General features: G+C 44.8%; 22 protein-coding genes. 13 read left to right on the top strand and 9 right to left on the bottom strand.

Going from position 1 to position 22,697, the window contains the following annotated elements; all coding sequences use genetic code 11:
* Nucleotides 1–6 precede the first annotated feature (6 nt).
* From iolG to ABIE27_RS30495, 3 genes are all read left to right on the top strand, one after another.
* Complete coding sequence (iolG, locus tag ABIE27_RS30505; protein WP_123067386.1) at nt 7–1,056, top strand: inositol 2-dehydrogenase; 1,050 nt, start codon at nt 7–9, stop codon at nt 1,054–1,056.
* A gap of 110 nt (nt 1,057–1,166) precedes the next feature.
* Nucleotides 1,167–1,973, top strand: coding sequence for a 5-deoxy-glucuronate isomerase (iolB, locus tag ABIE27_RS30500; protein WP_123067387.1), 807 nt, complete (start codon nt 1,167–1,169; stop codon nt 1,971–1,973).
* A 115-nt stretch (nt 1,974–2,088) separates the two neighbouring features.
* Nucleotides 2,089–3,108 carry a LacI family DNA-binding transcriptional regulator gene (locus ABIE27_RS30495; RefSeq protein WP_123067388.1) on the top strand — a complete coding sequence of 340 codons (1,020 nt, stop codon included), beginning with the start codon at nt 2,089–2,091 and terminating at the stop codon, nt 3,106–3,108.
* A gap of 241 nt (nt 3,109–3,349) precedes the next feature.
* On the opposite strand, the gene ABIE27_RS30490 is transcribed toward ABIE27_RS30495, so the two are convergent.
* The 4 genes from ABIE27_RS30490 to ABIE27_RS30475 form a co-directional block, all read right to left on the bottom strand.
* Nucleotides 3,350–5,329, bottom strand: coding sequence for a methyl-accepting chemotaxis protein (locus ABIE27_RS30490; protein ID WP_429352191.1), 1,980 nt, complete (start codon nt 5,327–5,329; stop codon nt 3,350–3,352).
* 396 nt (nt 5,330–5,725) lie between these two features.
* Entirely contained in the window at nt 5,726–6,085 is a 360-nt protein-coding gene (locus tag ABIE27_RS30485) for a hypothetical protein (RefSeq protein ID WP_429352190.1), read from the bottom strand.
* 263 nt (nt 6,086–6,348) lie between these two features.
* Nucleotides 6,349–7,149 (bottom strand): DUF4261 domain-containing protein, encoded by an 801-nt coding sequence (locus ABIE27_RS30480; RefSeq protein WP_123067391.1) that lies wholly within the window; start codon nt 7,147–7,149, stop codon nt 6,349–6,351.
* Nucleotides 7,150–7,258: 109 nt separating this feature from the next.
* Nucleotides 7,259–7,657, bottom strand: a complete 399-nt coding sequence (locus tag ABIE27_RS30475; RefSeq protein ID WP_429352189.1) for a DUF1304 domain-containing protein — start codon at nt 7,655–7,657, stop codon at nt 7,259–7,261.
* A 234-nt stretch (nt 7,658–7,891) separates the two neighbouring features.
* On the opposite strand from ABIE27_RS30475, the gene ABIE27_RS30470 reads away from it, so the two are divergent.
* Nucleotides 7,892–8,425 carry an MOSC domain-containing protein gene (locus ABIE27_RS30470; RefSeq protein ID WP_123067392.1) on the top strand — a complete coding sequence of 178 codons (534 nt, stop codon included), beginning with the start codon at nt 7,892–7,894 and terminating at the stop codon, nt 8,423–8,425.
* Nucleotides 8,426–8,459: 34 nt separating this feature from the next.
* On the opposite strand, the gene ABIE27_RS30465 is transcribed toward ABIE27_RS30470, so the two are convergent.
* Nucleotides 8,460–9,305: a DUF6597 domain-containing transcriptional factor gene (locus ABIE27_RS30465; RefSeq protein ID WP_429352188.1), complete on the bottom strand. Its 846-nt coding sequence runs from the start codon at nt 9,303–9,305 to the stop codon at nt 8,460–8,462.
* Between the two features lie 185 nt (nt 9,306–9,490).
* Between ABIE27_RS30465 and ABIE27_RS30460 the strand changes: the two genes are divergently transcribed.
* Both ABIE27_RS30460 and ABIE27_RS30455 read left to right on the top strand, forming a co-directional pair.
* Nucleotides 9,491–9,940, top strand: a complete 450-nt coding sequence (locus ABIE27_RS30460) for an SRPBCC family protein (RefSeq protein ID WP_123067394.1) — start codon at nt 9,491–9,493, stop codon at nt 9,938–9,940.
* A gap of 184 nt (nt 9,941–10,124) precedes the next feature.
* Nucleotides 10,125–11,648 carry a methyl-accepting chemotaxis protein gene (locus ABIE27_RS30455; RefSeq protein WP_123067395.1) on the top strand — a complete coding sequence of 508 codons (1,524 nt, stop codon included), beginning with the start codon at nt 10,125–10,127 and terminating at the stop codon, nt 11,646–11,648.
* Nucleotides 11,649–11,949: 301 nt separating this feature from the next.
* Here ABIE27_RS30455 and pyk read toward each other — a convergent pair whose 3' ends face one another.
* Nucleotides 11,950–13,365: a pyruvate kinase gene (gene pyk, locus ABIE27_RS30450; RefSeq protein ID WP_123067396.1), complete on the bottom strand. Its 1,416-nt coding sequence runs from the start codon at nt 13,363–13,365 to the stop codon at nt 11,950–11,952.
* A gap of 113 nt (nt 13,366–13,478) precedes the next feature.
* On the opposite strand from pyk, the gene ABIE27_RS30445 reads away from it, so the two are divergent.
* Complete coding sequence (locus ABIE27_RS30445; RefSeq protein WP_429352187.1) at nt 13,479–14,258, top strand: AraC family transcriptional regulator; 780 nt, start codon at nt 13,479–13,481, stop codon at nt 14,256–14,258.
* A 163-nt stretch (nt 14,259–14,421) separates the two neighbouring features.
* On the opposite strand, the gene ABIE27_RS30440 is transcribed toward ABIE27_RS30445, so the two are convergent.
* Nucleotides 14,422–15,093 (bottom strand): phosphatase PAP2 family protein, encoded by a 672-nt coding sequence (locus ABIE27_RS30440; protein ID WP_429352186.1) that lies wholly within the window; start codon nt 15,091–15,093, stop codon nt 14,422–14,424.
* Nucleotides 15,094–15,621: 528 nt separating this feature from the next.
* On the opposite strand from ABIE27_RS30440, the gene ABIE27_RS30435 reads away from it, so the two are divergent.
* From ABIE27_RS30435 to ABIE27_RS30425, 3 genes are all read left to right on the top strand, one after another.
* The gene (locus ABIE27_RS30435) at nt 15,622–15,858 is read left to right on the top strand and encodes a DUF6953 family protein (protein ID WP_123067400.1); all 237 of its coding nucleotides are present in this window, start codon (nt 15,622–15,624) and stop codon (nt 15,856–15,858) included.
* A gap of 440 nt (nt 15,859–16,298) precedes the next feature.
* Nucleotides 16,299–16,499 (top strand): cold-shock protein, encoded by a 201-nt coding sequence (locus ABIE27_RS30430; protein ID WP_024633772.1) that lies wholly within the window; start codon nt 16,299–16,301, stop codon nt 16,497–16,499.
* Between the two features lie 186 nt (nt 16,500–16,685).
* The gene (locus ABIE27_RS30425; protein WP_090924970.1) at nt 16,686–16,913 is read left to right on the top strand and encodes a cold-shock protein; all 228 of its coding nucleotides are present in this window, start codon (nt 16,686–16,688) and stop codon (nt 16,911–16,913) included.
* Between the two features lie 210 nt (nt 16,914–17,123).
* On the opposite strand, the gene ABIE27_RS30420 is transcribed toward ABIE27_RS30425, so the two are convergent.
* Nucleotides 17,124–17,480, bottom strand: a complete 357-nt coding sequence (locus ABIE27_RS30420) for a hypothetical protein (RefSeq protein WP_123067401.1) — start codon at nt 17,478–17,480, stop codon at nt 17,124–17,126.
* Nucleotides 17,481–17,642: 162 nt separating this feature from the next.
* On the opposite strand from ABIE27_RS30420, the gene ABIE27_RS30415 reads away from it, so the two are divergent.
* A complete protein-coding gene (locus ABIE27_RS30415; RefSeq protein WP_161557085.1) occupies nt 17,643–18,374 on the top strand; it encodes a class I SAM-dependent methyltransferase in 732 nt (243 codons plus the stop codon).
* A 138-nt stretch (nt 18,375–18,512) separates the two neighbouring features.
* Here ABIE27_RS30415 and ABIE27_RS30410 read toward each other — a convergent pair whose 3' ends face one another.
* Complete coding sequence (locus tag ABIE27_RS30410) at nt 18,513–19,157, bottom strand: GntR family transcriptional regulator (RefSeq protein ID WP_123067403.1); 645 nt, start codon at nt 19,155–19,157, stop codon at nt 18,513–18,515.
* Between the two features lie 486 nt (nt 19,158–19,643).
* On the opposite strand from ABIE27_RS30410, the gene ABIE27_RS30405 reads away from it, so the two are divergent.
* Both ABIE27_RS30405 and rocF read left to right on the top strand, forming a co-directional pair.
* Complete coding sequence (locus ABIE27_RS30405; protein ID WP_123067404.1) at nt 19,644–20,846, top strand: ornithine--oxo-acid transaminase; 1,203 nt, start codon at nt 19,644–19,646, stop codon at nt 20,844–20,846.
* Between the two features lie 56 nt (nt 20,847–20,902).
* Nucleotides 20,903–21,883 (top strand): arginase, encoded by a 981-nt coding sequence (gene rocF / locus ABIE27_RS30400; RefSeq protein WP_345789289.1) that lies wholly within the window; start codon nt 20,903–20,905, stop codon nt 21,881–21,883.
* The last annotated feature ends 814 nt before the right edge of the window (nt 21,884–22,697 follow it).

The following is a 22,697-nucleotide window of genomic DNA, read 5'->3' as shown; positions in this document are numbered from 1 at the left end:
AACGGAATGGGCAAGGACAAAGTAAGAATTGGTATCATTGGTGCTGGACGTATCGGCAAAATCCATGCAGACAACCTGCTGCGTAACCCGCATGCCGAGATTGTCGCGATCAGTGATTTGTTTGCAGGACCTGAACTGGAGGCGTGGGCCTCTGAACGGGGCATCTCCGTTGTAACCAAAGACAGCAGTGAGCTCATTGCAATGTCAAACGTTGATGCGGTTTTAATCTGTTCTTCAACGGATACACATGTACCATTGATCGAGCAAGCAGCACAAGCGGGTAAACATATCTTCTGTGAAAAGCCGGTAAGTATGGACTTGTCCCAGACCGAAGCAGCCGTAGCGGCTGTAGCAAAGGCTGGCGTGAAACTTCAAATCGGGTTTAACCGCCGTTTTGACCACAATTTCAGAAGAGTACGCTCCCATGTGCTGGAAGGCACGATTGGTGATCCGCATATTCTCAAGATTACTTCCCGTGACCCGAGCCCGCCACCTGCGGAATACATCCGGGTATCCGGCGGGATTTTCATGGATATGATGATCCATGATTTCGATATGGCCCGTTATCTGTCTGGCAGTGAAGTTGAGGAAGTGTATGCTAAAGGCAAGGTACTCATTAATCCGGTATTCGCCGAGCATGGCGATGTGGATACAGCGATCGTTACATTGACGTTTGCTAATGGCGCAATAGGTGTGATCGACAACAGCCGTCAGGCCGTGTATGGATATGATCAACGAGTGGAAGTATTCGGTTCCTTGGGTAGCGCTTCGGCAGATAATGACCATCCGAATACGGCGGAGATCAGCACAGCGGCTGGACTGATGCGTGACAAACCACTGCACTTCTTCCTTGAACGTTACAATGAGGCGTATGTGCAGGAGACCGCTCTTTTCATTGATGCCATCATTCATGATAAACCGGTCATTGTAGATGGTAATGATGCTGTACAGGCGGAGCGGATCGCTCTGGCAGCCAAGATGTCCATGGAACAGGGAAGGCCTGTGAAGATGACTGAGGTTCCAGGTGCATCGCGTGAGACACAACCAGCCAATTAATTCGTAGCCCAAAAACATATGTTTTCTTCAAATGAATGAACGATACCGTCATACACACAAGGTTCATATCAGGTGATAGCAGACAAGTATGGAAGGAGTGGATGAATAACATGTCAGAACTTATCGTAAAACCTGCCGCAAACCCGGAGGCAGACGGAACAATATTAACGGTGACTCCGGAATCTGCTGGCTGGGAATACGTCGGATTTCAGGTTGCGAAACTAGCAGCAGGGGAGAAGCTAAGCCGTGAGAGTGGAGACCAGGAGCTCTGTGTTGTGCTTCTCAGCGGGCTTGCAAACGTAAGTACTCGGGAGCATACGTGGGAGAATATCGGGAAACGGATGAGCGTTTTCGAAAAAATCCCTCCGTACTCCGTCTATGTGTCTACGTTAGATCAGGTTGAGGTTACGGCACTTACCGAGCTGGAAATCGCGATCTGTGTTGCCCCAGGAAAAGGTACGTATCCTTCGCGCCTGATCGCTCCTGAGGATGTAGGTGTGGAAGGACGCGGTTACGGCAATCTGGAGCGGCACATTCATAACATTTTACCGGAGCAAAAGGAAGCCGACAGCTTACTGGTCGTTGAAGTGTTCACACCGGACGGTCACTGGTCAAGTTATCCGCCGCATAAACATGATCGGGATGCGTTGCCAGATGAATCATTGCTGGAGGAAACGTATTATTTCCGTGTGCAGCCGGAGCAGGGGTTTGCCATTCAACGTGTGTACACCGATGATCGTTCTGTGGACGAGACGCTTGCCGTGAAAAACGGCGAGGTAGTGCTTGTGCCGAATGGATACCATCCGGTAGGCGCACCTCCGGGATATGAAGTCTATTATCTGAATGTGATGGCAGGACCGACACGGACATGGAAGTTCCATAACGACCCTGATCATGAGTGGCTGTTCAAAAAGTAAAAGTCATAAGTAATTTCGTCTCCACATTGCGTAAGTAGTATTCCCCCTTCATAATAAGAAGATAATAATCATCTATGTATAATGAATTTATATATAGCACAAATGGGGAAAAACGATGAAAGCAACCATTTACGATATAGCACGCGAGGCGGGGGTATCTATTGCCACCGTCTCGCAGGTGATTAACGGCAAAGGCAAGATCAGCGAGAAACGTCGTGCCGAGATTATGGAGATCATGGAGCGCCTTCACTATCAACCGAGCGCAATCGCTGCTGCACTGACAGGCAAACAGACGTATACGCTAGGTCTGCTTGTACCGGACATTTCGAATCCATATTTTGCCGAGCTTGCCCGGGCAGTAGAGGATCGCAGCCGCCAGTTGGGGTATAGTGTGGTGATCTGCAGTACGGATAACAAGGACGAGCGGGTAGAGCGATACCTGAATCTGTTGCAGCAAAAAAGAGTCGACGGCATGATGATCGGAACCGGGATCGAGAATGCCGAGATTCTATCACCGCTCTTGCAGCAGTCGATGCCTGTTGCGCTGATTGCCCGCCATATGCCCGCATTGTCGGTGCATACGGTCACCATTGACGATATGCTTGGCGGCATATTGGCTGCACAACATCTGCTTGAACTTGGACATACGCGTCTGGCGGTCTTGTCTGAGCCATCCAAAGTTAGCAGCAGTCAAGAACGAGTACGTGGCTTCCGTGAAGCTTTACAGCGAGCAGGACATGTACTGGAGCGTGATCAGATCCGAGAATCAGCTGCAGACCTAGGTTCTGCCAAACAAGAGGCATTGCGGCTGCTCGGTGAAGAGAACCATCCGACAGGTATATTTTGTTGTAATGATATTCAGGCGATCGGTGCACTTCAAGCAGCTAAGGAGTTAGGACTACGTGTACCGAGGGATGTATCCATTATCGGATTCGACAATACGATTCTCGCTTCGGTAACGAGCCCGCCCCTAACCACGATTGCCCAACCGATTGAAGATTTGGGCCGCCGGGCAGTGGATTTGTTGATCGATGAGCTAAAGGATGAACAGAAGGCTCCACAAAAAATTGTACTTAAACCGGAGTTGGTGGTTCGTGATTCGGCAGGTCAAGCACCAGCAGAGCTGCGTAAATAGTCATAGCATTTGATGTAAAACACGGGATCTAACCGCACATGTTGATTATTTATCTGTTACGGTACCGTGCAATGTGTTCAATGGTGACTGTGACATATAACCAAACAGTAAACAGACCTCATTATGCACCATCTGGAGCAGAATGAGGTCTGTTTTATTATATCTATAAATCTGACTTCTTGATTTAATCAGCTTAGATATGCATATTCTTTTGCAGAGGTCATCCGTATCGTCTCGAAGATTACACTTTAAACTTTTTCACCTCGTCGGCCAGTGTTTTGGATTGCTCAGCCAATTCATTGGAACGCTCGGAGATGCTGGTAATGTAATTGAATTGCTCTTGTGTGGAAGAAGCCACTTCTTCTGTGGAAGCAGCACTTTGCTCCGACATAGCCGCAACGCTGGAGATTACCTCGGCCACTTTGCCGGCATTGTCGTCCAGTTCGGTCGTTGCAGAGGAGACTTGTTTCAACTGAGTTTCAATGCCCTCAATCGACTGCTGGATGCGTAAGAAGGATTCACGCATGTTGTACACGGCAGCAACCTGTTGCTCCATACCCTGTTCAGCAGTGCGTACTTCGTTAACACTCATTCCGCTGGCTGTCTGAATTTCATTCAGCAGTATGATAATGTCTTTGGCGGAGTCAGCAGATTGCTCGGCAAGCTTGCGGACTTCTTCTGCTACAACAGCGAAGCCGCGTCCGTGTTCACCCGCTCTGGCAGCTTCAATCGAGGCGTTTAACGCCAGCAGATTGGTTTGAGAGGCGATGCCTTGAATCATAGCGACGATGCCCTCAATCTTCTGAGACTTGTCGGCAAGCAGTGTAACCGACTCACCTACCCGGTCAATGGAGTGACGATTGCCGTCTGCCAGTTCAACCTGGTGATCCACGGCTTGCAGACCTGTGAGCATCGCTTCACCAGCGTCGCGTATCATCTCGACCGATTGTTCTACACTGCGGTTAATACCTCCAACGTTGTCACTCATAACAGTCAGACGACCAGATCCATCGTAGACGGATTCAGCTTGTGTGCTGGAGCCTTGAGCCAGCTCATCGGTGGCAATCGAAATTTGTTCAGCAATTCGTTTTGTATTCTCCGTGTGTTCCTGCATCTCTCCTGAAATGCTGTGTACCCGGTCAGCCGAGGTGGTGACTTGGCGTAGCAGTGTCCCGAGTTGATCAGACATCTGATTAAAGGCGACGCCGAGTTCGGCAAATTCATCTTTGCCCTTCGCATTAACCCGTCCCGTGAAGTCGCCGCCGGACATTTGCATGGAGGTCTGGTGCAGCTGTTTCAACGGTTTGATGAACAGAGTCGCAATCCAGTAAGCTCCAGCCAGCACAGCTAGAAGTGTAGCCCCAATAATTAAAATATAATTATTACGCAACTGATAAAATTCAGCATAGGCAAGTTTTTCTGAAATCACGGAACCGATCACCCAGCCTGTACTAGGAATCTGGTTATAGAATAACAGATAATCTTCGCCGTTGTATTGAAACGACTTCTCCCCTGAAGGGTTGCTCTGCATATCTGCCAGCAGGGGGCTTAATTCTGGATTATCCTTGGCAGAGGTGTTCAACATTTTATCCTCTGGATGGGCGAGAATCATCCCATTTTTGTCTATCAAAAAGGAGTACCCGAGTCCGTTTAGATTGATTTTATTAACGGTATCCGTTAAGGTGGAGAGCAATAAAACGCCTGAGACGACTCCTTCTAGGCTCCCCTGTTTATTATGTACAGGCATAGCCATGGAAATAGCGTATTTTTTAGTCATCATATCCTGATAAGGGTCAGAGAATATTAAGGTAGATGCTTGTTTGGCCTGTTCATACCATGGGCGTTTACGTGGATCGTAACCTGCATCCGGTGACCAATCTGATCCGTTCATGAAGGTACCATCTTTCTCTGAGCCAAAGTACAGATCGGATAGATAGTCTTTATTAGTGCCCATGTTCATTATTTTGAAATAATCCTCTGTAAGCGTGCCTTCAGGCACAGCTTGTTCGATTACAAAGCCTAAGGTTTCGACGACCTTGGCATTGCTCGCAATCCACCCCTCTAATTGGTTAGTTGCTGAATTCATTAATCCATGAAGTAGAGATTTGACGTTACGGGTAGCCTGATTTTCTGTTTGATACAAACCAAGAAGGGCAAGAGGCAGTGCAGTAATTAGCACAGAGGCCATAAACATTACCATTAATTTGGGTTTGAGCTTCATATTATTCCTCCTAGTATGTTGATTCTCTGTTGAATGAAACTCATGTGATGTTACAGAATCCCTTCCGTTCTCTGTAGTTGCTTTACCCCATGAAAAGTTCGATAGATCCATACCCTACCTGTTAAAAAACCACAAGCAAAATAACGATTATGATGTTGTGAATTACAGCTCTGGTATATGGAGTATATCGTCATTATTAAATTAAAATGTATAGCTTTTCGCGAGATCTTGTATATTTATACTTCTTATTTGAAAACGCTCTTTTAGACACACTGAGAATTAAAATGAGATATTATCCTAGTAAACCGCAGTTTATAAGCTACAGATAAACGAGAAAAATGATAAGGGCGCTTTCCAATGGAAAGCACCCTTTTTTAAACACATCATATTACACTCTTATTTCAATAAAAATGCCAATGCCTCATCATAGGTTTCCCATTGAAATTCAGTCTGATGTTCTGATTCTTTGGAGATTCGATTAAGTTGCATCTTGGCGATCGCTCCACCGACAGCTACACTGGCCCGTTTCATACCCAGGTCTTTCAGTCTTTTTTGATGCTCCACCATTTTCTCCTTCGTATCTTGCGGAAAAGCCTTCATGTGTATCATATTAACTATTACATCAAATGTGTTACCCAGTTGCGGGGCAATCTTTTCAATCTCTGCGTTGACTTGATCGACCTGCTCTGGTGAGACAATCCCCTCCCACGTAATCTCAATAATCGGTTTTGTTGAATCCAAACGTTTGACAGACATACAAGCAGCTCCTCATTGATTGTTTATGTATTTTATAAGTCTATTAGCCTATTAATTATACTGTTTTCTGCGATAGATGAATATGGATTTCACATGATTGTAGTTCTTTTGGACCATATAGTTCTAGTAGAGTAAAATACGGGGTCTATAACTCCGGTCATGCTTGGGTTCTGAAAGGATTCTAAAAAATCAAAAGCCGCCCGGAGTATAATCCCTAGGCGGCTTTTGTGAATATCAGTATTGCAAGGGAATGCCAGAATCGGTTATAAACCAATCTTCAGGCTTTCCCCTTCCGTAGCAATTCCTTTGGACAAGGCGATACTTAGTTTCTGCTCTGCAGTAAATCCTAGAGTTTCCCCATCATTCAGGGTGACATCGTTTTCGATAACATAGGTGGTTGTCATAAACATCATCTCAAAGACATCACTTAGGGGCTTAGACGATCCAGTAATTTCCATCTCAACTTTACCGAAGTTACGCAGGCCGTATGTATATGCTGAAGCCCCTTCGGTGTTTTGATACAGACCGATGAAGACCCATAGAGGTACCGGTAATTCATCCTCTTTAAGCCCACGGCTTACCTCCACATACTTACCTGCTTCAACGACAAGTGGAGACATGTAGATTGCGAGAGCATGATCCAATTGCAGTAATGCGGATGCGGTTTGAGTAAAAAGGATATGTCCCTGGATAGCATCCGTTGCATTGAGAACAGATACAATGATCTGAGACTGGTGCCGTGCAGTCACCTGTTCAGCTTCTGGCCAAAGAATGTTTAACTTTGCATTCTCCTCGACCTCTCGATCGGGTACAGGCGCGGCAATGTGAGCGCACACGACCTGCATTCCATCGACTTCAAAGAAGAGATTGCCTTCCTCGGCTTGTTCATTAATCTCAATATTCCATTCCATCTTCATCCGGTTGATAAAAAGATTAAAATCACAGTCTTCCCGTTCTAATAGCACAAATCCGACAATGGTTTGACTATAATCCGTCTGCGGAGCGGCATAGCTGGCTTGTGCCTTTTCCTTTTTGCGCCGACGAAGCTTGTCAAACAGCCCCATGACATGTTCCCCTCTCTACTCCCAGAACCATTCTGGTGATTGGTAAGATATACTTCCTACCTTACCATATCTGAGGGTTCAGTCGCAGATTATGCCTGTTTTAGACAAGTTACAGGAACAATACAAGCAGAAGTGCTATGATTGCTGGCAAACCCTGTTTGATAATAATGGATCTTGAAGAAGTTGCACCGCCGTAGAGAGCCGCAATGATTACACATGCTAAGAAGAAAATCTGAATATGCAACCCTACACTGGAATCCGGATACAACAGGCCCCAGATCAGACCAGCTGCAAGAAAACCGTTATACAGACCCTGATTAGCGGCAAGAGCTTTGGTGGAGTTAGCAAAATCCGGTGTAGTGCCAAACGTTTTCATCGTGCGTGGACGTGTCCACATGAACATCTCCATAATCATGATATAGAAGTGTTCAACAGCTACAATAGCGACAAAAATAGTACCGATCAAAAGAAACACCCTGCTTTCTAATATGTAATGAACGCCTAACATACTTAATATATAGATTAGCATATAAACGGAGAATTTCAAATTAATTTATCACAATTTAATTGCGTATATTGTAATTGGGTTTTATTCGTTATTATCTTCTAACTTTGAAAAGTGGGTAAGATAATAAGATACCCCCATCAGCATCTACCGATTATCAAAGATTCATACACAGGGTGGTAACAACACTCAGAGCAACAAGGGAAAGTGAATTATTCAGAAAGGGAGGGGAGCTTAATGGGAACAGCTCAATTTGTTCTGCTTGCAGATGATTCGTCTACATTTGTAACAAGGGTGGTGCCCTTTATAGATATTGAACTTGCTGGAATACCCGGTGATCGGCATTATGGTTTGTTAAGACCAGCAGATTCCCGTCAGAAAATCTACAAACGTGGTACGCCGATTGCTAATCGCCGGCAGATCAGCATCGTTTCTGAGGAAGAGTGCGCATTGATCGCCCAGAAGATGAACATTCCGGAAGTGCGTCCTGAGTGGCTCGGTGCCAATATATTGGTTCGAGGTATAGAGCGGTTGACTGAACTGCCCGTGGGAACCAGACTTCTGTTTCCCGATGGAACAGGTTTGATCTGTGAAGGAGAAAACCTGCCTTGTGTGCATCCGGGAAAAGTCATTGAGCAAATCTACGGACAGGAGGGTTTGCGCAAAAAGTTTGTGCCGGCCGCCCGCAAGAAACGTGGTATCGTCTGTTCCGTTGAACGTGAGGGTGTCATTCATACAGGTGACACGATTGAAGTGAAACGCTTGCCTTAGATACCCTGTTCTGATGGCTATATCTGCATAGATCTCATCCTGCATGGTTTCCGCCTCTATTTGATGGAACAGATGCAGACAACATCAAATATTCTTCGGGTGTGCTGCCAATAATGGATTTGAAGTCTTTAATAAAATGAGATTGATCATGGTATCCCAGGTCTTGAGATAACTTGCCCAAGTCGCACGCTAGGCCCTGTTCTATGCATTCAGCCGCATTTTGCAGACGATATAATTGGATGACTGTTTTGGGGCTGATGCCGACATATTGATTAAACAACCGCTGGAGTTTGCGTGTATGCAGATTCCAGTGGGCTGACAGCTGATCTACTCTCAGCATATCCCGATCTTGTTCAATATGTTGCACAATAGCACAGGTCAAGTTTGCTTCATTGTCCTCCGCAGGAAGGCGTGCAGAAAGCACCTGATCCACATAACGAGCCTTTTCCTCCATGGCGTTTTCACCAAGTAAAATATCTTCTAATGCTCTGGCACTGATGCCGAGCAGACCTGATACTTCAAGTGGTTTCCCGTAGAGTGTAGACACGGGTGCTTGAAGGAAGGGATAGAATCCTCCCGGTTTGAACTTTACGCCGAAAACAGAACCTTTGCCGTGAATAGCGTACGTAAATTTTTGATCAGAAGGTCCGAAAAAAAATGTTTTGTTTCGCTCAACGACCAGATTGACACAGGGGTTAGGTACTACATGCTGGGGATACGGGTCACTGTCTGCAAGATCCCAGGACACCATCCAGTAATGTTTGACAAAAGGGTTCAGTACCTCGGCTGGAGGTAGTCGCTGTAACTGATATTGTTGGTTACCTTTTTCCAGATGAAGTAGTCCCATGGAGGGAGGTTCGAGCTTGCTTGTCCTGTTCATCCCTGTGTGTTCTCCTTCCTGTTTGGAAATGACGGTGAAGTGACTTCGGATCAATTGATTTCCTTTAGTATAACCGATATTTGATCGTTGTCGCGTTTTTACAATACGAGCACTAGGTATAACGGTAGGATAGAAATGCGGGAGAACAGCCGTACTTTGAGTGTATAAAAGGGAGTGAGTAGCTGATGGATCTAAAATATGAATTTTATATCAATGCAGGACGTGAAGAAGTGTGGAATGCCCTGATTTCCTCCGAGGGTACGCGCAGTAGCTTCTTTGGCAGTGAGATTCGCTCGAATTTTCAACCTGGACAACCCTTTGCTTATGTTGGGCCGGGTAATGATGGTGAGGAAACCGTCCATGTATATGGTGAGATTCTGGAGTTTGAACCGCTCTCCACACTTAGCTACCTAGAACATCCAGGGCCCTCGTATCATTCCAATCATGCCGAGCTCCAGTCGAGAGTCATCTTCCAGTTAGAGACCGTGGGGGAATGTACGAAGCTGACGCTGATCAATGATCAGTTCACAGACAATCATCCTTCCTTTGCCAACGCGCAGAATAGCTGGTGGATGATTCTAAGTAGTATCAAGACATGGGCAGAGACGGGAAAAACGCTTAATTTTGGTTGGTAGAAGAGAATTATATTTACGTAAATCGAATGATACAAAAATACAGGAAGTCATCTAACAACGTTTATCTTCCCTAAATAAGGGGGGATTTGCGTTTTTTTTTACATTGGAGACTTTAGACCTACATTTCTTGTCAATATATGTCGAAGTATATATAAATACACCTTACATAAGAGGGGATACCGCGATGTTTTTGAAACGTAGTGAAGTAAGCAAATCAAATCGTGTAGATTCACATGAGCAATTGCTAAGTTACAGCCGTCGTTTGCTTGAGAACGCTCAGAATGGCCAGTTTTGGAGTGGGACAGACGCTGATGCACAAGGCAATGATGAAATTTCGGAGAATATTCGGAAAGCAGTACAACTGATGCAATCACAATATGAAAATGCACAGATGCGTCTTGCCATGTTGAATCAAGCGCTCCAAGTGGGTATATGGGAGTCGGAGATCGTTGCGGGTAATCCGCTGGATAACAATAATATCATTTCGTTCTCCAAGGAGTTCCGTGAGATGCTGGGTTACAGTAATTCGAAGGAATTCCCCAATGAGTTCGCGAGCTGGGCTAAATCCGTACATCCAGAGGACAGACCACAGCTTGTGCAGGAGATTACGAGACATGTTAATGATCCGAGTGACCGAGCGGGATATAACATTACAAGCCGTATGCTTTTGAAAAATGGAGAAGCACGTTGGTTCAGATGCCTTGGACGACTTGTGAGAAATGCTGCAGGTGCTCCAGTTAAATTAATTGGAGTTATGTTCGACATTCATGAAGAGAAGACCAAGTCAGATGAACTGGAAGCACTCGTGACCCGATATGATCTGGTCAACCGTGCCCTTGTGGAGGCGCCGTGGGATATGACGGTAGTTGCTGGGGATGTGGTCAATCCAAACAATGAATTCTGGTGGTCCCCGCAATTCCGGAGAGAGCTTGGCTTTAAAAATGAAGAGGATTTCCCGAACATATTCAGTAGCTGGAGCAGTCGTCTTCATCCCGAAGATCATGATCGTACGATTAATGCATTTGCTGAACATATGAATGATTACAGCGGTAGAACGCCGTATGACCTTGACTACCGTTTGCAACGTAAAGATGGGGAGTATCGCTGGTATCATGCGGGTGGTGAAACTATTCGTGACGAGAATGGCGTACCGCTTCGTGTTGCGGGGACAATTCGGGATGTGACTCACCAGAAGAACAAAGAAGTCATTGTTGAAGCGATGAATTTGAAAACAAAACAGTTGTCCGAGTCCATCGAAGAGATGGTGCGTGGCATTAACTCCATTACGGATCAGGCACAGGAGCTGGTTAATGCTCAGGAATTATCCGCTGATGCGGCAACACAAGTTCGGGATAGTGTGGACGATACGAAAAGTATTACAGCATTTATTCGAGAGATTGCCAGTCAGACGAATCTGCTTGGTTTGAACGCAGCCATTGAAGCTGCACGCGCAGGTGAACTGGGCTTGGGCTTCGGCGTTGTAGCTGGCGAAGTGCGCAAACTGGCCGATCACAGTTCGGAAGCTACCGTTAATATTGAAGATAGCATGCAGAAGATGAAAACGTTGATTGATCATATTTTGCAGCATATCGGCAACATGTCCACATTGACTCAGAATCAGGCGGCGCTGACACAGCAGGTCAATGCTTCAATGGATGAGATCAATAACATGTCGCAGGATCTGGTTAACTATTCGCGCAACTTGTAGAACGATGTTAAATCAAAGTTAGGTGTTTACACGGAACACTCCGATGACAGAATAACCTTTCAATCGCTGTTATCCCCAGATTTTTTTGTTCCCTTTCCTAGATGTGAAAATCCGGTGATAAAGGCGAGCGCTTCGCTTTTCCAGGTTTTTTCTGTCCTCTCCGTTTCTGTGTAAAAAATAGATCGATTTTTTCTCGTTCAACTTTTATGTAGTAAGTAAACATCAAAAAATCCACCGGATTTCATATCCCGGTGGATTTTTGATTTCATACTTTTATCGAATGCTATGCTGTGATACGTAATTATACTTGCTGTACTTTAATCAGGTTGGTGTTACCTGATCGACCGATTGGAACACCGGCTGACAATACGATAATGTCACCTTTTTCGATGTAACCTGTTTTGATCGCATTTCGTGTTGCAGATTCGAACATTTCATCCGTTGTTGTCACCTTATCACCCATTACCGGAATAACCCCGGAGAGCAGACAGATTTTGGACAGCACTTCCTCATGTTGAGTGACTGCGATAATTGGTGCTTTTGGACGATATTTTGAGATCATGCGAGCGGTAAAACCACTCTCTGTTGAAGTGATAATGGCTTTAGCATTCAGAACGAGGGAAGAGCTTACTGCTCCCTGACTGATGACTTCGGTAATGTCAGCCACTTGTTGTGCAGATTTTTGGTTGAATTGTTCTTTGTAATCGATCATTGTTTCTGCGCGACGTGCAACAGCAGCCATCGTACGAACAGATTGGATCGGATATTTACCAGCAGCGGATTCGCCAGACAACATTACAACGTCAGCGCCTTGCAGTACCGCATTTGCCACGTCACTTACCTCAGAACGTGTTGGACGAGGGTTTACTTGCATGGATTCCAACATGTGTGTAGCGACGATAACCGGTTTGCCGGCTTTGTTACATTTGTCGATCATTTCTTTTTGCATCATCGGTACGTCTTCAATGGGAACTTCAACCCCGAGGTCACCACGAGCTACCATAATGCCGTCTGATGCTTCGATGATATCATCCAGGTTAGTCATGCCCTCTTGGTTCTCGATTTTGGAGATGATCTGTACATGGTCTTGACCGCGTTCTTTGAGAATGCTACGGATTTCACGGATGTCATCGCCTTTACGAACAAAGGATGCTGCGATAATTTCGATGTTGTTCTCGATCCCGAATCCGATGTGCATTACGTCACGCTCGGTAACGCCTGGCAAAGTCGTTTTGATTCCCGGCAGATTCACACCTTTACGTGGTTTCAGGATACCGCCGCTAATGATTTTGCAGTGAATCTCTGAACCTTCAACAGACAATACAGTTAGATCAACCAAGCCGTCGTCAATCAGAATGCGATCTCCTGGTTTAACAACCAGATTCAATTCAGGGTAGTTTACAGCAATTCGCTCTACATCGCCGAGAACATCTTCTGTGGTAAGCGTTAGTTCTTTACCGGCTTGAAGGTGAACGGAAGCTTCTTTTAATTTTCCGATACGAACTTCCGGTCCTTTGATGTCCATCATGATCGGTACATATTTGTTCAGTTCAGCAGCAGCTGTACGAATGTTGTTAATTCGAGTTACGTGATCCTCAAGCTCTCCATGAGCCATATTCAGACGTGCAACTGTCATACCTTCCTGAATCATTACTTTCAACGTTTCGATTGAGTCACAAGCAGGTCCCATAGTACAGATAATTTTGGTTTTCAACATGCTAATATCCTCCTCATATTTAGTGCTTATGTGTATATTGTAGCGTTTTCTGTCGAATCACGATATGAACTATAGTACAATGATTAGAGTATAGTCCGATAATGAGGTGTTATATGGTTACTCCACTTGAAGTACATCATGTGAATGGCGTAGGGTGGTACGAAGAAGCCGTGCAACCACAAGGGATTTGGCGTCTCAGTTTGGTTACATATGGAAAATGTGTATATTGGGTGAACGGAGATAAACAGATCATGGAAAAGGGTGAATTGCTCCTTATTCCCGGAGGGACACCTTATTATGGAAAGAGCATTCCTACGGTTACGCACACCCAATTTGTTATTTTATTAAGGCAAAATGAGACTGCAGAACTGCCTGCATTCGAACAGCCTGAACCCTTGAGGCACAGACCAGGTTGCTACGAACTGATTCATCAGCGAATGAAGGTAATTCAGCAACAATGGGAAGAGCGGCCTTCTTATTATGCCATGATGAGCCAGGCCTTATTGATGGAAGTCCTAATTTATATTAACCGGGAACTTGATCGCGGTATCATTCCGCCAGAGAGGCATCGGTACGTGGAACGGATGAAAAGATATATTGAGCAGCATTATCGGGAGAAAGTGACTAAGGAAGAGCTTGGTGACGAGATCGGGAAATCTCCCAACTATGCGGCCTCACTGTTCAAAAGTGTAACGAATCAAACGATTAGCGAGTACGTTCATGATCAACGGATGAAAAGGGCTCTGTACCTGCTCACCGAGTCACAGCTCTCCATCCAGGAAATTGCCGAATTCCTCGGCTACCGGGATTTGTCTTATTTTTACCGCATATTCAAACGGCTCATGGGCAGTCCGCCATCCGATCTCTTGCATGAGCGTCCGCCAATTGTGTAACGAATGACAGCCATTACTGATCTGGTAGGATTTTTAATAAATAACTTTGGTCTGATGAATACGAAAAAAGAGGGCACTTGAGCCCTCTTTCATTAATATTATTATTGTTGAAAATGTAACATGTCGCCACCTGTTTAGCCATTATATTTGTTCCAAAACTACGTTAGGCATTTCGGCTTGGCTGTGTGGACCGGAGTGGTTGCTTGCTGTTTTTCCGAGTCTGCCCCAGACGTTTGGCAAAGACATGAACTGTCCAATAGGCGGCTTCAGCAAAAGCAATACCACCAACGACGTCCAGCATGGAATGCTGTTTGACGAATACGGTTGAAGCAATAATGAGCCATAACCAGATGGAGCCGAAGATTCGCACTGCAGGATTAACGTTCAGATGTCGGTTGAGAATGATGAACAGCATGTAGCTTGTTAGACAATGGACGCTTGGAAAACAGTTCACAGGCGCATCATTGGAATAGATGAATTGCACAAGCACACTGCTTAGATCTGTTCCAGTCACTTCCGGACGTGGTACATACGAGGGGAACACCACAAAGCAAACATTGGCTGCCATCACCCCGACGTTATAAATGAGCAGTGTACGCCAAAATAACGACTTATTCGTTAGACCAAGATAAAGAAAGCTTAGATATAATATAGGCATCCAGCTGACATATGGAATAATAAATTCTTTAATGAAAGGAATCTGTGTATCAATCCAGGCATAATTGTAGAATATATCACTTCCCGCTCGGCTACCTAGGAACATATAAATCGATCCTTGAAGTGGTATACATAGAATGGCCAGCAGATGTCCCCATCGTTGAAAAAATGCTTTCATAAAATCCTCCCTGATTCGATATACATTATAGAATTCATCATCTAAGCTTTATAGTCATTTGACGCTAAAATAATGAAGTGCCCCTGCAGATAAAACTTAAGTCTTACTATAATGGACAGGCAAAGGGTTAAGCCATACCTGATTTTAGGGTAAAAAACAATTCGATATATCTCTTTTTTGTTACTATTTAAGTTTTTATCCATATCGAGATAGGGATAGAAATGACTATTCTATGACGAAAGATTCATATCGTCTTGATAGAGATGTTACTATTCTGAAATTACAAAGGACTGGAATCTCCCTTACGAAGCATTCAAGCTGTTCATGCAAGGTATTATATTACGCTCTCTTTGGAATGGGTACACTTGCTTATGAAAAGGATCGTAGAACTTTTACTTTTCCTATCGTTCTAATATATCCTTGCCTGTTTTTCGTATTTCCCGCAATCGTGGTATACTTTAGACAGTGGGAAGTTTGGAAAGAGAAGCTTGACCATGGTGTAATTGTAGAACGGCAGGTGAAATAATAATGGAAAAGACAGCGCAGGACGTAGCTGAATGGATGGTTTCTGAGATTAAGTTTACAGGCACACTTCGTCAGGAAGCTGCAATAGAATATGTAAGAACCCATTACGGAGAGCATTTTGTTTTTGTTAATGAGAACGGTAATGCTTCCTTGTCCAAAGAGGTGAAAAAAGCATTTCGCAAGCTTCATGGCGGGCGGGTTGCTTGGGATCGCGATGCTTTTATGTGGGCATGGACTTAGCTTGTAGTTACGCTGGGTGCCGGCATATTGTTACTTTGACTCTAAATACGATTGGAACAGTTGCCTAAATATGATGGATATGCAAGAACAGAACATTTTCACAAATCATGTATAAGTTGGATGGGAACTGCATATCCTTTCATAAGACACATGCAGACGATAGGTCAAAGGGGACAACACAGGCCGGTTATGGCATGAAGATAATAAACAGGTATTTCCAAAGCTGTTTGAAAAGAAAATACAATGATTTGCTTTTTGGATCGATTAGAGGTATAATAAGAATCAAGTTGTACAAAGCAGAGTGGAAAACCTAATTCACATATTGTAAAGGGCGATCACTTATAGTTTATGACTGGTACCTTTTTCAATGTGTGAATTTTTATTTGCTTGCTGCAAAGAACAAAGGAACATGTTAATCTTTATTTGGAGGTGTAATTCACATGCAAAACGGAACAGTAAAATGGTTCAACGCTGATAAAGGCTTCGGTTTCATCGAAGTTGAAGGCGGAGAAGATGTATTCGTACACTTCAGCGCTATTACAGGCGAAGGCTTCAAAACGCTGGACGAAGGTCAACGCGTGCAATTTAAAATTGTACAAGGAAACCGTGGTCCTCAAGCAGAAGAAGTTGTAAAACTGTAATTAAAGCATAGCTGCCTTTAACATGTTATAATGATAAAGGCAGCTTCTTTTTTTTGATTTAAATAGATGAAGTTGCCCAACCGTTGTCGAGGCAGAAGTTCGGCGGACGTTACACTTCCGCTAAGCAGTGGCTTTTGTGAAATGACGTCAGTAAGATGTGTTTCCATAACAAAGGGGGTAGAAGTCATGTATAATCGCAAAAAACCGTTGGAAGAAATTCCACAAGCAGATGCGGCAATCTGGGAATGCACGAGTGATACGTGCAAAGGATGGATGCGGGACAATTTTGCGTTTGATACCGTGCCTACTTGTCCAATATGTGCTTCTGAGATGGTTAGCACGACTAGGATGCTACCATTGCTTGAGAATTCGAATAGTAACCTGAAAACGATGTCTAAAGGAAATCGGATTTAATATAGCTTACCCGCCTCTCACGAGGTGTTTTTTTTTAGAAAATGAACATCCGTTACTGAGGTAGGGAATTAAATAAGAACATCCTGGCATTCGTTTAAGGCGAATGCCTTTTTTGTTGCATAAAAAGGACCTCTTCCTGTTCCGTAATCGAACAAGGAGAGGTTTTTGTTGATTGCTAATATAGATGCAATAGCTATTTGTTATTGAGATTTAGATAAATAAGAATGGAAGAAGGAACAATGTAGCAATTAGGGCAACGTCATAGCCAGCTCCGTATCCGTAACCGCCATAACCACCGTATCCACCGCCATATGGGTAGCCACCATAAGCTGAAGATTTAGCTTTTCTGGCTGATGTTAATTTCTTTTTGTTTACTCTACGCAGTTGTTGCTTGGATTGGATGGAAGACAGCCGTGGACCTTGGAAACATTCATTCAAGTAGACCTTCCCATCCCGGCAACCTCCAAGTGTACCATACATATGCGTACCGTCTCTCATGACAAGACAGACAGGGCGTCCCACATGCGGTGACACCGTTTCTTCACATACCGGATGAATTCTGTGCATGCATATCCCCCTCATAGTTGCGGTTTGCCGCCTGAAATCAACGGTTTGTATATCATAGTAGGAAATGAGTGGATTGGTATGGACGAGTACCCGGTTATCTCCATAGTCAGGAGCGGTTTTTCGGTTTGTTCCATAGACTGGAGAGAGGGAAGGAGGGGAGTCATGGATTATCATGATTTACTTGCTCGTTTAGGAGAAGGAAGTGCTCATCCTGGCGGATTTTCGGCTACACTGCAACTGCTTGATTCATTATCGCTGCCTGCTCGGGTTCATGTTCTGGAGATTGGGTGCGGTACGGGAAGAACAGCATGTTATCTGGCTCAGCAGGGGTACAACGTAACGGCAGTTGATCTGCACCGTCACATGCTGGATAAAGCGGTAAGGCGTGCACGTAAAGAGCGGGTTGATGTGCGTTTTATCCAAGCCGATGCTACAGCATTACCCTTGCCAGATAACCACGTAGATGTAGTGTTTATCGAATCGGTAACGATTTTCACCCCATGGCGCAAAGCACTGGCTGAGTATGGGAGAGTACTGAAACCTGGAGGGCTACTTGTTGATCGGGAGATGGTTTTATCGGGAAGAAAAACGGAACTGATGAGTCGCAGACTGAAGCAATTCTATGGGATACGTTCACTGGTAACTGTGTCAGCTTGGAAGAAACGACTGAGTGGATGTGGATTTTCTGAAGTTAAAGTGAGGGAACAATCGCGTACTATGGGCAAGTGGGGAGTCGATCACGACCCTTTACGTGAAATGGATATGAACTGGCTTGAGGATAAAAATATACAGCGAATGAGTCGCACCAATGACCGGTTGCTTCTGAGGTATGGAAAAAGGCTGGGGTATGCCGTATTTACAGCGAGAGTTGCTACGGAAGCTGGGCCAAATTGAAAAGGGGCAACCCACATTCGTTATGATGTGGGTTGCCTCTTACGTTTATAAGCAGGGTGACTGGAGAGTTTTGCACCAAGTCCAAGTCAATCTGGCCCTGAGTACAACAAGTGTTCTAGATGAATACGGAACTATAGATTACAGCATGTCGTTATCAATGATGCGCCAGTGATGTTTGAGCAGTGCTTCCAGCTGTGGTTTATCCTTAGCACGGAACGCACTTAAAATCTGTCTGTGCTCTTCATTGACTTCATGCAGCACCTCGGATAGTTTCGGCTTGTTATCACTGACATAGGATTGACGGATAAAGCTGTTCTTCAGTGTGTTCAACATTTCGATGACGGTGGCGTTGCCGCAGCGCTGGATGTACAGGTTGTGGAACAGATACTGATTTTTGCTGTAGGCAGCCAGATCAAGTTGGTTGATATCTTCATCCATGCGGGCGATCAGGGCTTCCATTTCTAAAAGTTCTGACGCTTTGAGATGATCCGCTGCAAGCGTGGCGGCCAGTGCCTCCAACGCACCGATAGCCTGCGAGAATTCAAGCTTTTTGCTTGTATCAAAAGGAGCAACAATAAATCCCCTGCGTGGGATATATTGCAATAGATTGTCAGAGGTCAACTGAAATAAAGCTTCCCGGGTAGGGGTGCGACTGATATCCAGCTTTTTGCAAATTTCGGCTTCGTTAATCTTCTGGTTGGGAAGTAGCGTCCCGTCCTGAATCTTCTGAGCGATGTAATCGTAGACATGATCTTTCAAGGAACGGTACTTAGGAACCTCCATACAAATTCTCCCTTCTATATGTATAGTGACGATCAATGGTTAATGAAGCCATACAGGGCGCGCTGTTCCGGGTGTTTCAAGTTTTTATCATCTTACCATCGAGGGGGGAGTTGGGCAAGCAAAGTTCACACGCTGGGAGCTACATGAGCGGCGGTAGTGAACGGGAAACATTTTATGGAATTATAGTCTGAAAATGATCAAAAAAGCGTTGTCATCCCCTTATAGGTTTGCTACTATTGAAAATATAAATAAGTGCATATCATATTATGTATATTGTATACAGATTTGCGATAGGTACATTCTTGGTCTTCATCCGAGAACTAATGGTTCATCTTTAAGAAATATAAAGTTAATGTGATATGTTGGAGTGCTGGTATACAAACAGGGCGGATGCGGAAAAAGAGGAAACAAGTCGTAAACGCAGATCAACTCGCATACACTGTTACTGTATTTTGTATACAATATTATGCGGAAGGTTGTGAAGGAATGCCAGATACCGAGATGTTCATTCAATGGTCGGAGACGTATGCTGCGCCTAATTATCATCCACTTCCCATCGTCATTGAACAGGCAGGAGGGGTATGGGTCGAGGACCCTGAAGGCCGCCGCTATATGGATATGTTAAGTGCGTATTCAGCGCTGAATCATGGACACAGACACCCTGTCATTATTCAAGCGTTGAAAGATCAGGCAGACAAGGTCACATTGACATCACGGGCATTTCACAGCCATGCTGCAGCAATATTTTATCAGAAACTATCCATGTTTACAGGTAAATCCAAAATATTAGCTATGAATACGGGAGCAGAGGCGGTTGAGACAGCAGTAAAGGCCGTACGAAGATGGTCATATCGTTGCAAAGGTGTACCTGAAAATCAGGCCGAAATCATCGTATGCTCTGGCAATTTTCATGGGAGAACGCTGACGGTTACTTCTTTTTCTTCGTCCGCTGAGTATAAAAAGGATTTTGGGCCGTTCACACCTGGGTTTCGAATTATCCCTTACGGTGATCTGGAGGCTTTGAAACAAGCGATCACACCGAATACAGCGGGTTTCCTTGTAGAGCCCATTCAGGGTGAAGCGGGGATTATTATTCCTCCAGCTGGATACTTGTCAGAGGCGTTTGCGATATGCAGACAGCAGCGAGTCTTGACCATGGCGGACGAGATCCAAACCGGATTTGGAAGAACGGGGCGCCGATTTGCCTCTGATTGGGAGAATGTCGAACCAGATATATGGATTATGGGTAAAGCGCTTGGGGGTGGTGTGATGCCGATTTCGGCAATTGCCGCCGAAGCAGACATCCTGGATCTGTTTGAACCGGGATCACATGGTTCTACGTTTGGGGGTAATCCGCTTGCCTGTGCGGTAGCAGTTGCCGCTTTGGATGTTTTGGAAGATGAGCAACTTGCGGAGCGGTCAGAGCGGCTGGGGAATTATTTTATGGAACAACTTCAAGGTATTCAAAGCTCTGCTATACGGGAAATTCGGGGCAAAGGTCTTTTCATTGGGGTTGAACTCGATGGTCCTGCCCGACCTTATTGCGAACGTCTGATGTCGGCAGGATTGCTTTGTAAGGAAACGCATGAAACTACGATTCGTTTGGCTCCTCCGCTAACCATAAAGGAATCAGAGATTGATTGGGCTATAGAGATCATTAAAAATGTGCTTGGTGATGCTTCATCTTAAGGGTAAGGTGCATCAGTGGGCAGTAGTTCAACAACGATGAAAAGGAGCGATACTTTATGAAGAATGAGGATGTTTTGGCTGCTGGAGAGCAGGCGATGCGAAATGTATCTGGTCAGGACACGGGTCATGTAAAGACTCAACAACAAGAAGTGGCTCTGATTAAAGTTCCTTTTGGGTTAGCGGGTGCAAGAAATGGGGCTGAGTTGGGCCCTGATGAACTGATCACTGCCGGATTGAAACGCGAAATTGCGAGTTTGGGATTTCCCTTGAATAGAGAGGTGCGTGTGGATTGCCCTGCACAGTCGGCAACTCCACTTGGGCGCAAGACAGTAAAGTATTTGAATGAGGTTCAGCAGGTCAGTGAGCATGTGTGTCAAGAAGTAGCATCTGCTCTCGAAGAGGGAGCTTTTCCAGTTGTACTTGGGGGAGACCATAGCGTGGCCATCGGTACTTTGGCCGGGTTAACTGCTCATTACAACAATTTAGGGGTGATCTGGTTTGATGCCCATGCAGACTTGAATACGGAAGAACATAGCTTGACTGGAAATATGCATGGAATGAGCGTGGCTGCATTTCTTGGGCATTCGACTTTTAATCTGTCACAGATCAAAGGTGCCGGTTCCTTTGTTCATCCTTCCAACCTGGTCTATATCGGACTCCGTGATGTGGATGACTACGAGAAGGAGCAGATCAGAGCATTGGGCATTCGAGCTTTTACGATGCATGATATTGATCGAATGGGGATGCAACACGTCATTGATCAGGCAATGGTGATTGCGGGAGATGGGACGGAAGGTATTCATGTTAGCTTTGACATGGACTGCCTTGATCCGCGTGAAGCGCCAGGGGTTGGAACGCCTGTGCCGGGTGGGCTGAGTTATCGAGAAGCGCATTTTGCGATGGAGTGTTTAGCTGCGAACAACCGGGTTGTATCTATGGAATTGGTTGAAGTGAACCCGCTACTTGATCAAAACCGGCATACAGCGAGGCTGGGTGTTGGGTTAATTGCATCTTTGTTAGGTAAGTCTATTCTATAGAAGGAAGAAGAGAGCGCTCAGAGGGCACAAGTATGATCTATAAGGTGTGTTGCCGGGGAGTTGTGTTATAGGTCAGCTGAAACATTATGCTGATCATTTACGCGGCTTCCCTGTATTTAAGTAGGTTGATAAATGTCCTTAATAAGTTGTAACCGTTCGTGTGATGATGTTATTCAGGTTATAATAGAGTGCAGTATACGACATAGTTAGAAGCTGATTAACAACGAGCTGCATAATGAGCTGCTCAAGATCTACACTGTCCCATGTAACATTACATCTTCTATCTCGTTTCTTGGGTTGTGAAATAAAAGCAACATCGTGAGTGCATTATACAAATTCATAATTGGATAGGATGTCTTAAAGTTCGTATATATAATGATATAAGTCCTGGTCCATATGATGAAATCTTATATTTTTAAAATAAGTGTTGCATTGTTATGTCATACATGGTATATTCTAATTCCGGCCAAGAAAACACGGTTCACACGGTGCGGCAAGTAAATGAAAACAAGCTTCGAAAGAAACTTGAAAAAAAGCTTGCAAAGTTGGTTCGGAGATGATATGATATAAGAGTTGCTGAAACGAACTGGTTTCGGTAGCAAGAAAAGTTTGATCTTTGAAAACTGAACAACGAGTGAGTAACGATCTTGCTTGCAAGATCGACGCTGGAAAAATCGGTACACGTCTTCGGACTGTATGATTTTGAAAGCAAAATGAGATTTTAATCTCGTCAGATTCAAAATGAGCTTATCGCTCTTTTCAATAACTTTATTGGAGAGTTTGATCCTGGCTCAGGACGAACGCTGGCGGCATG

This window comes from Paenibacillus sp. 4624 (assembly GCF_050435065.1).
Classification (GTDB): Bacteria; Bacillota; Bacilli; order Paenibacillales; family Paenibacillaceae; genus Paenibacillus; species Paenibacillus amylolyticus_D.
Note: the sequence above shows the minus strand (reverse complement) of the source record. Positions and strands in the feature narration are given on the sequence as shown.

Coding starts and splice junctions, on each gene's coding strand:
- ABIE27_RS30460 (WP_123067394.1), top strand. CDS start 9,491: ATGGATCTAAAATATGAATTTTATATCAATGCAGGACGTGAAGAAGTG.
- ABIE27_RS30495 (WP_123067388.1), top strand. CDS start 2,089: ATGAAAGCAACCATTTACGATATAGCACGCGAGGCGGGGGTATCTATT.
- ABIE27_RS30435 (WP_123067400.1), top strand. CDS start 15,622: ATGGAAAAGACAGCGCAGGACGTAGCTGAATGGATGGTTTCTGAGATT.
- ABIE27_RS30405 (WP_123067404.1), top strand. CDS start 19,644: ATGCCAGATACCGAGATGTTCATTCAATGGTCGGAGACGTATGCTGCG.
- ABIE27_RS30470 (WP_123067392.1), top strand. CDS start 7,892: ATGGGAACAGCTCAATTTGTTCTGCTTGCAGATGATTCGTCTACATTT.
- ABIE27_RS30415 (WP_161557085.1), top strand. CDS start 17,643: ATGGATTATCATGATTTACTTGCTCGTTTAGGAGAAGGAAGTGCTCAT.
- ABIE27_RS30485 (WP_429352190.1), bottom strand. CDS start 6,085: ATGTCTGTCAAACGTTTGGATTCAACAAAACCGATTATTGAGATTACG.
- ABIE27_RS30440 (WP_429352186.1), bottom strand. CDS start 15,093: ATGAAAGCATTTTTTCAACGATGGGGACATCTGCTGGCCATTCTATGT.
- ABIE27_RS30410 (WP_123067403.1), bottom strand. CDS start 19,157: ATGGAGGTTCCTAAGTACCGTTCCTTGAAAGATCATGTCTACGATTAC.
- ABIE27_RS30445 (WP_429352187.1), top strand. CDS start 13,479: ATGGTTACTCCACTTGAAGTACATCATGTGAATGGCGTAGGGTGGTAC.
- ABIE27_RS30490 (WP_429352191.1), bottom strand. CDS start 5,329: ATGAAGCTCAAACCCAAATTAATGGTAATGTTTATGGCCTCTGTGCTA.
- ABIE27_RS30475 (WP_429352189.1), bottom strand. CDS start 7,657: ATGTTAGGCGTTCATTACATATTAGAAAGCAGGGTGTTTCTTTTGATC.
- ABIE27_RS30455 (WP_123067395.1), top strand. CDS start 10,125: ATGTTTTTGAAACGTAGTGAAGTAAGCAAATCAAATCGTGTAGATTCA.
- rocF (WP_345789289.1), top strand. CDS start 20,903: ATGAAGAATGAGGATGTTTTGGCTGCTGGAGAGCAGGCGATGCGAAAT.
- ABIE27_RS30480 (WP_123067391.1), bottom strand. CDS start 7,149: ATGGGGCTGTTTGACAAGCTTCGTCGGCGCAAAAAGGAAAAGGCACAA.
- pyk (WP_123067396.1), bottom strand. CDS start 13,365: ATGTTGAAAACCAAAATTATCTGTACTATGGGACCTGCTTGTGACTCA.
- ABIE27_RS30425 (WP_090924970.1), top strand. CDS start 16,686: ATGTATAATCGCAAAAAACCGTTGGAAGAAATTCCACAAGCAGATGCG.
- ABIE27_RS30420 (WP_123067401.1), bottom strand. CDS start 17,480: ATGCACAGAATTCATCCGGTATGTGAAGAAACGGTGTCACCGCATGTG.
- iolG (WP_123067386.1), top strand. CDS start 7: ATGGGCAAGGACAAAGTAAGAATTGGTATCATTGGTGCTGGACGTATC.
- ABIE27_RS30465 (WP_429352188.1), bottom strand. CDS start 9,305: ATGAACAGGACAAGCAAGCTCGAACCTCCCTCCATGGGACTACTTCAT.
- ABIE27_RS30430 (WP_024633772.1), top strand. CDS start 16,299: ATGCAAAACGGAACAGTAAAATGGTTCAACGCTGATAAAGGCTTCGGT.
- iolB (WP_123067387.1), top strand. CDS start 1,167: ATGTCAGAACTTATCGTAAAACCTGCCGCAAACCCGGAGGCAGACGGA.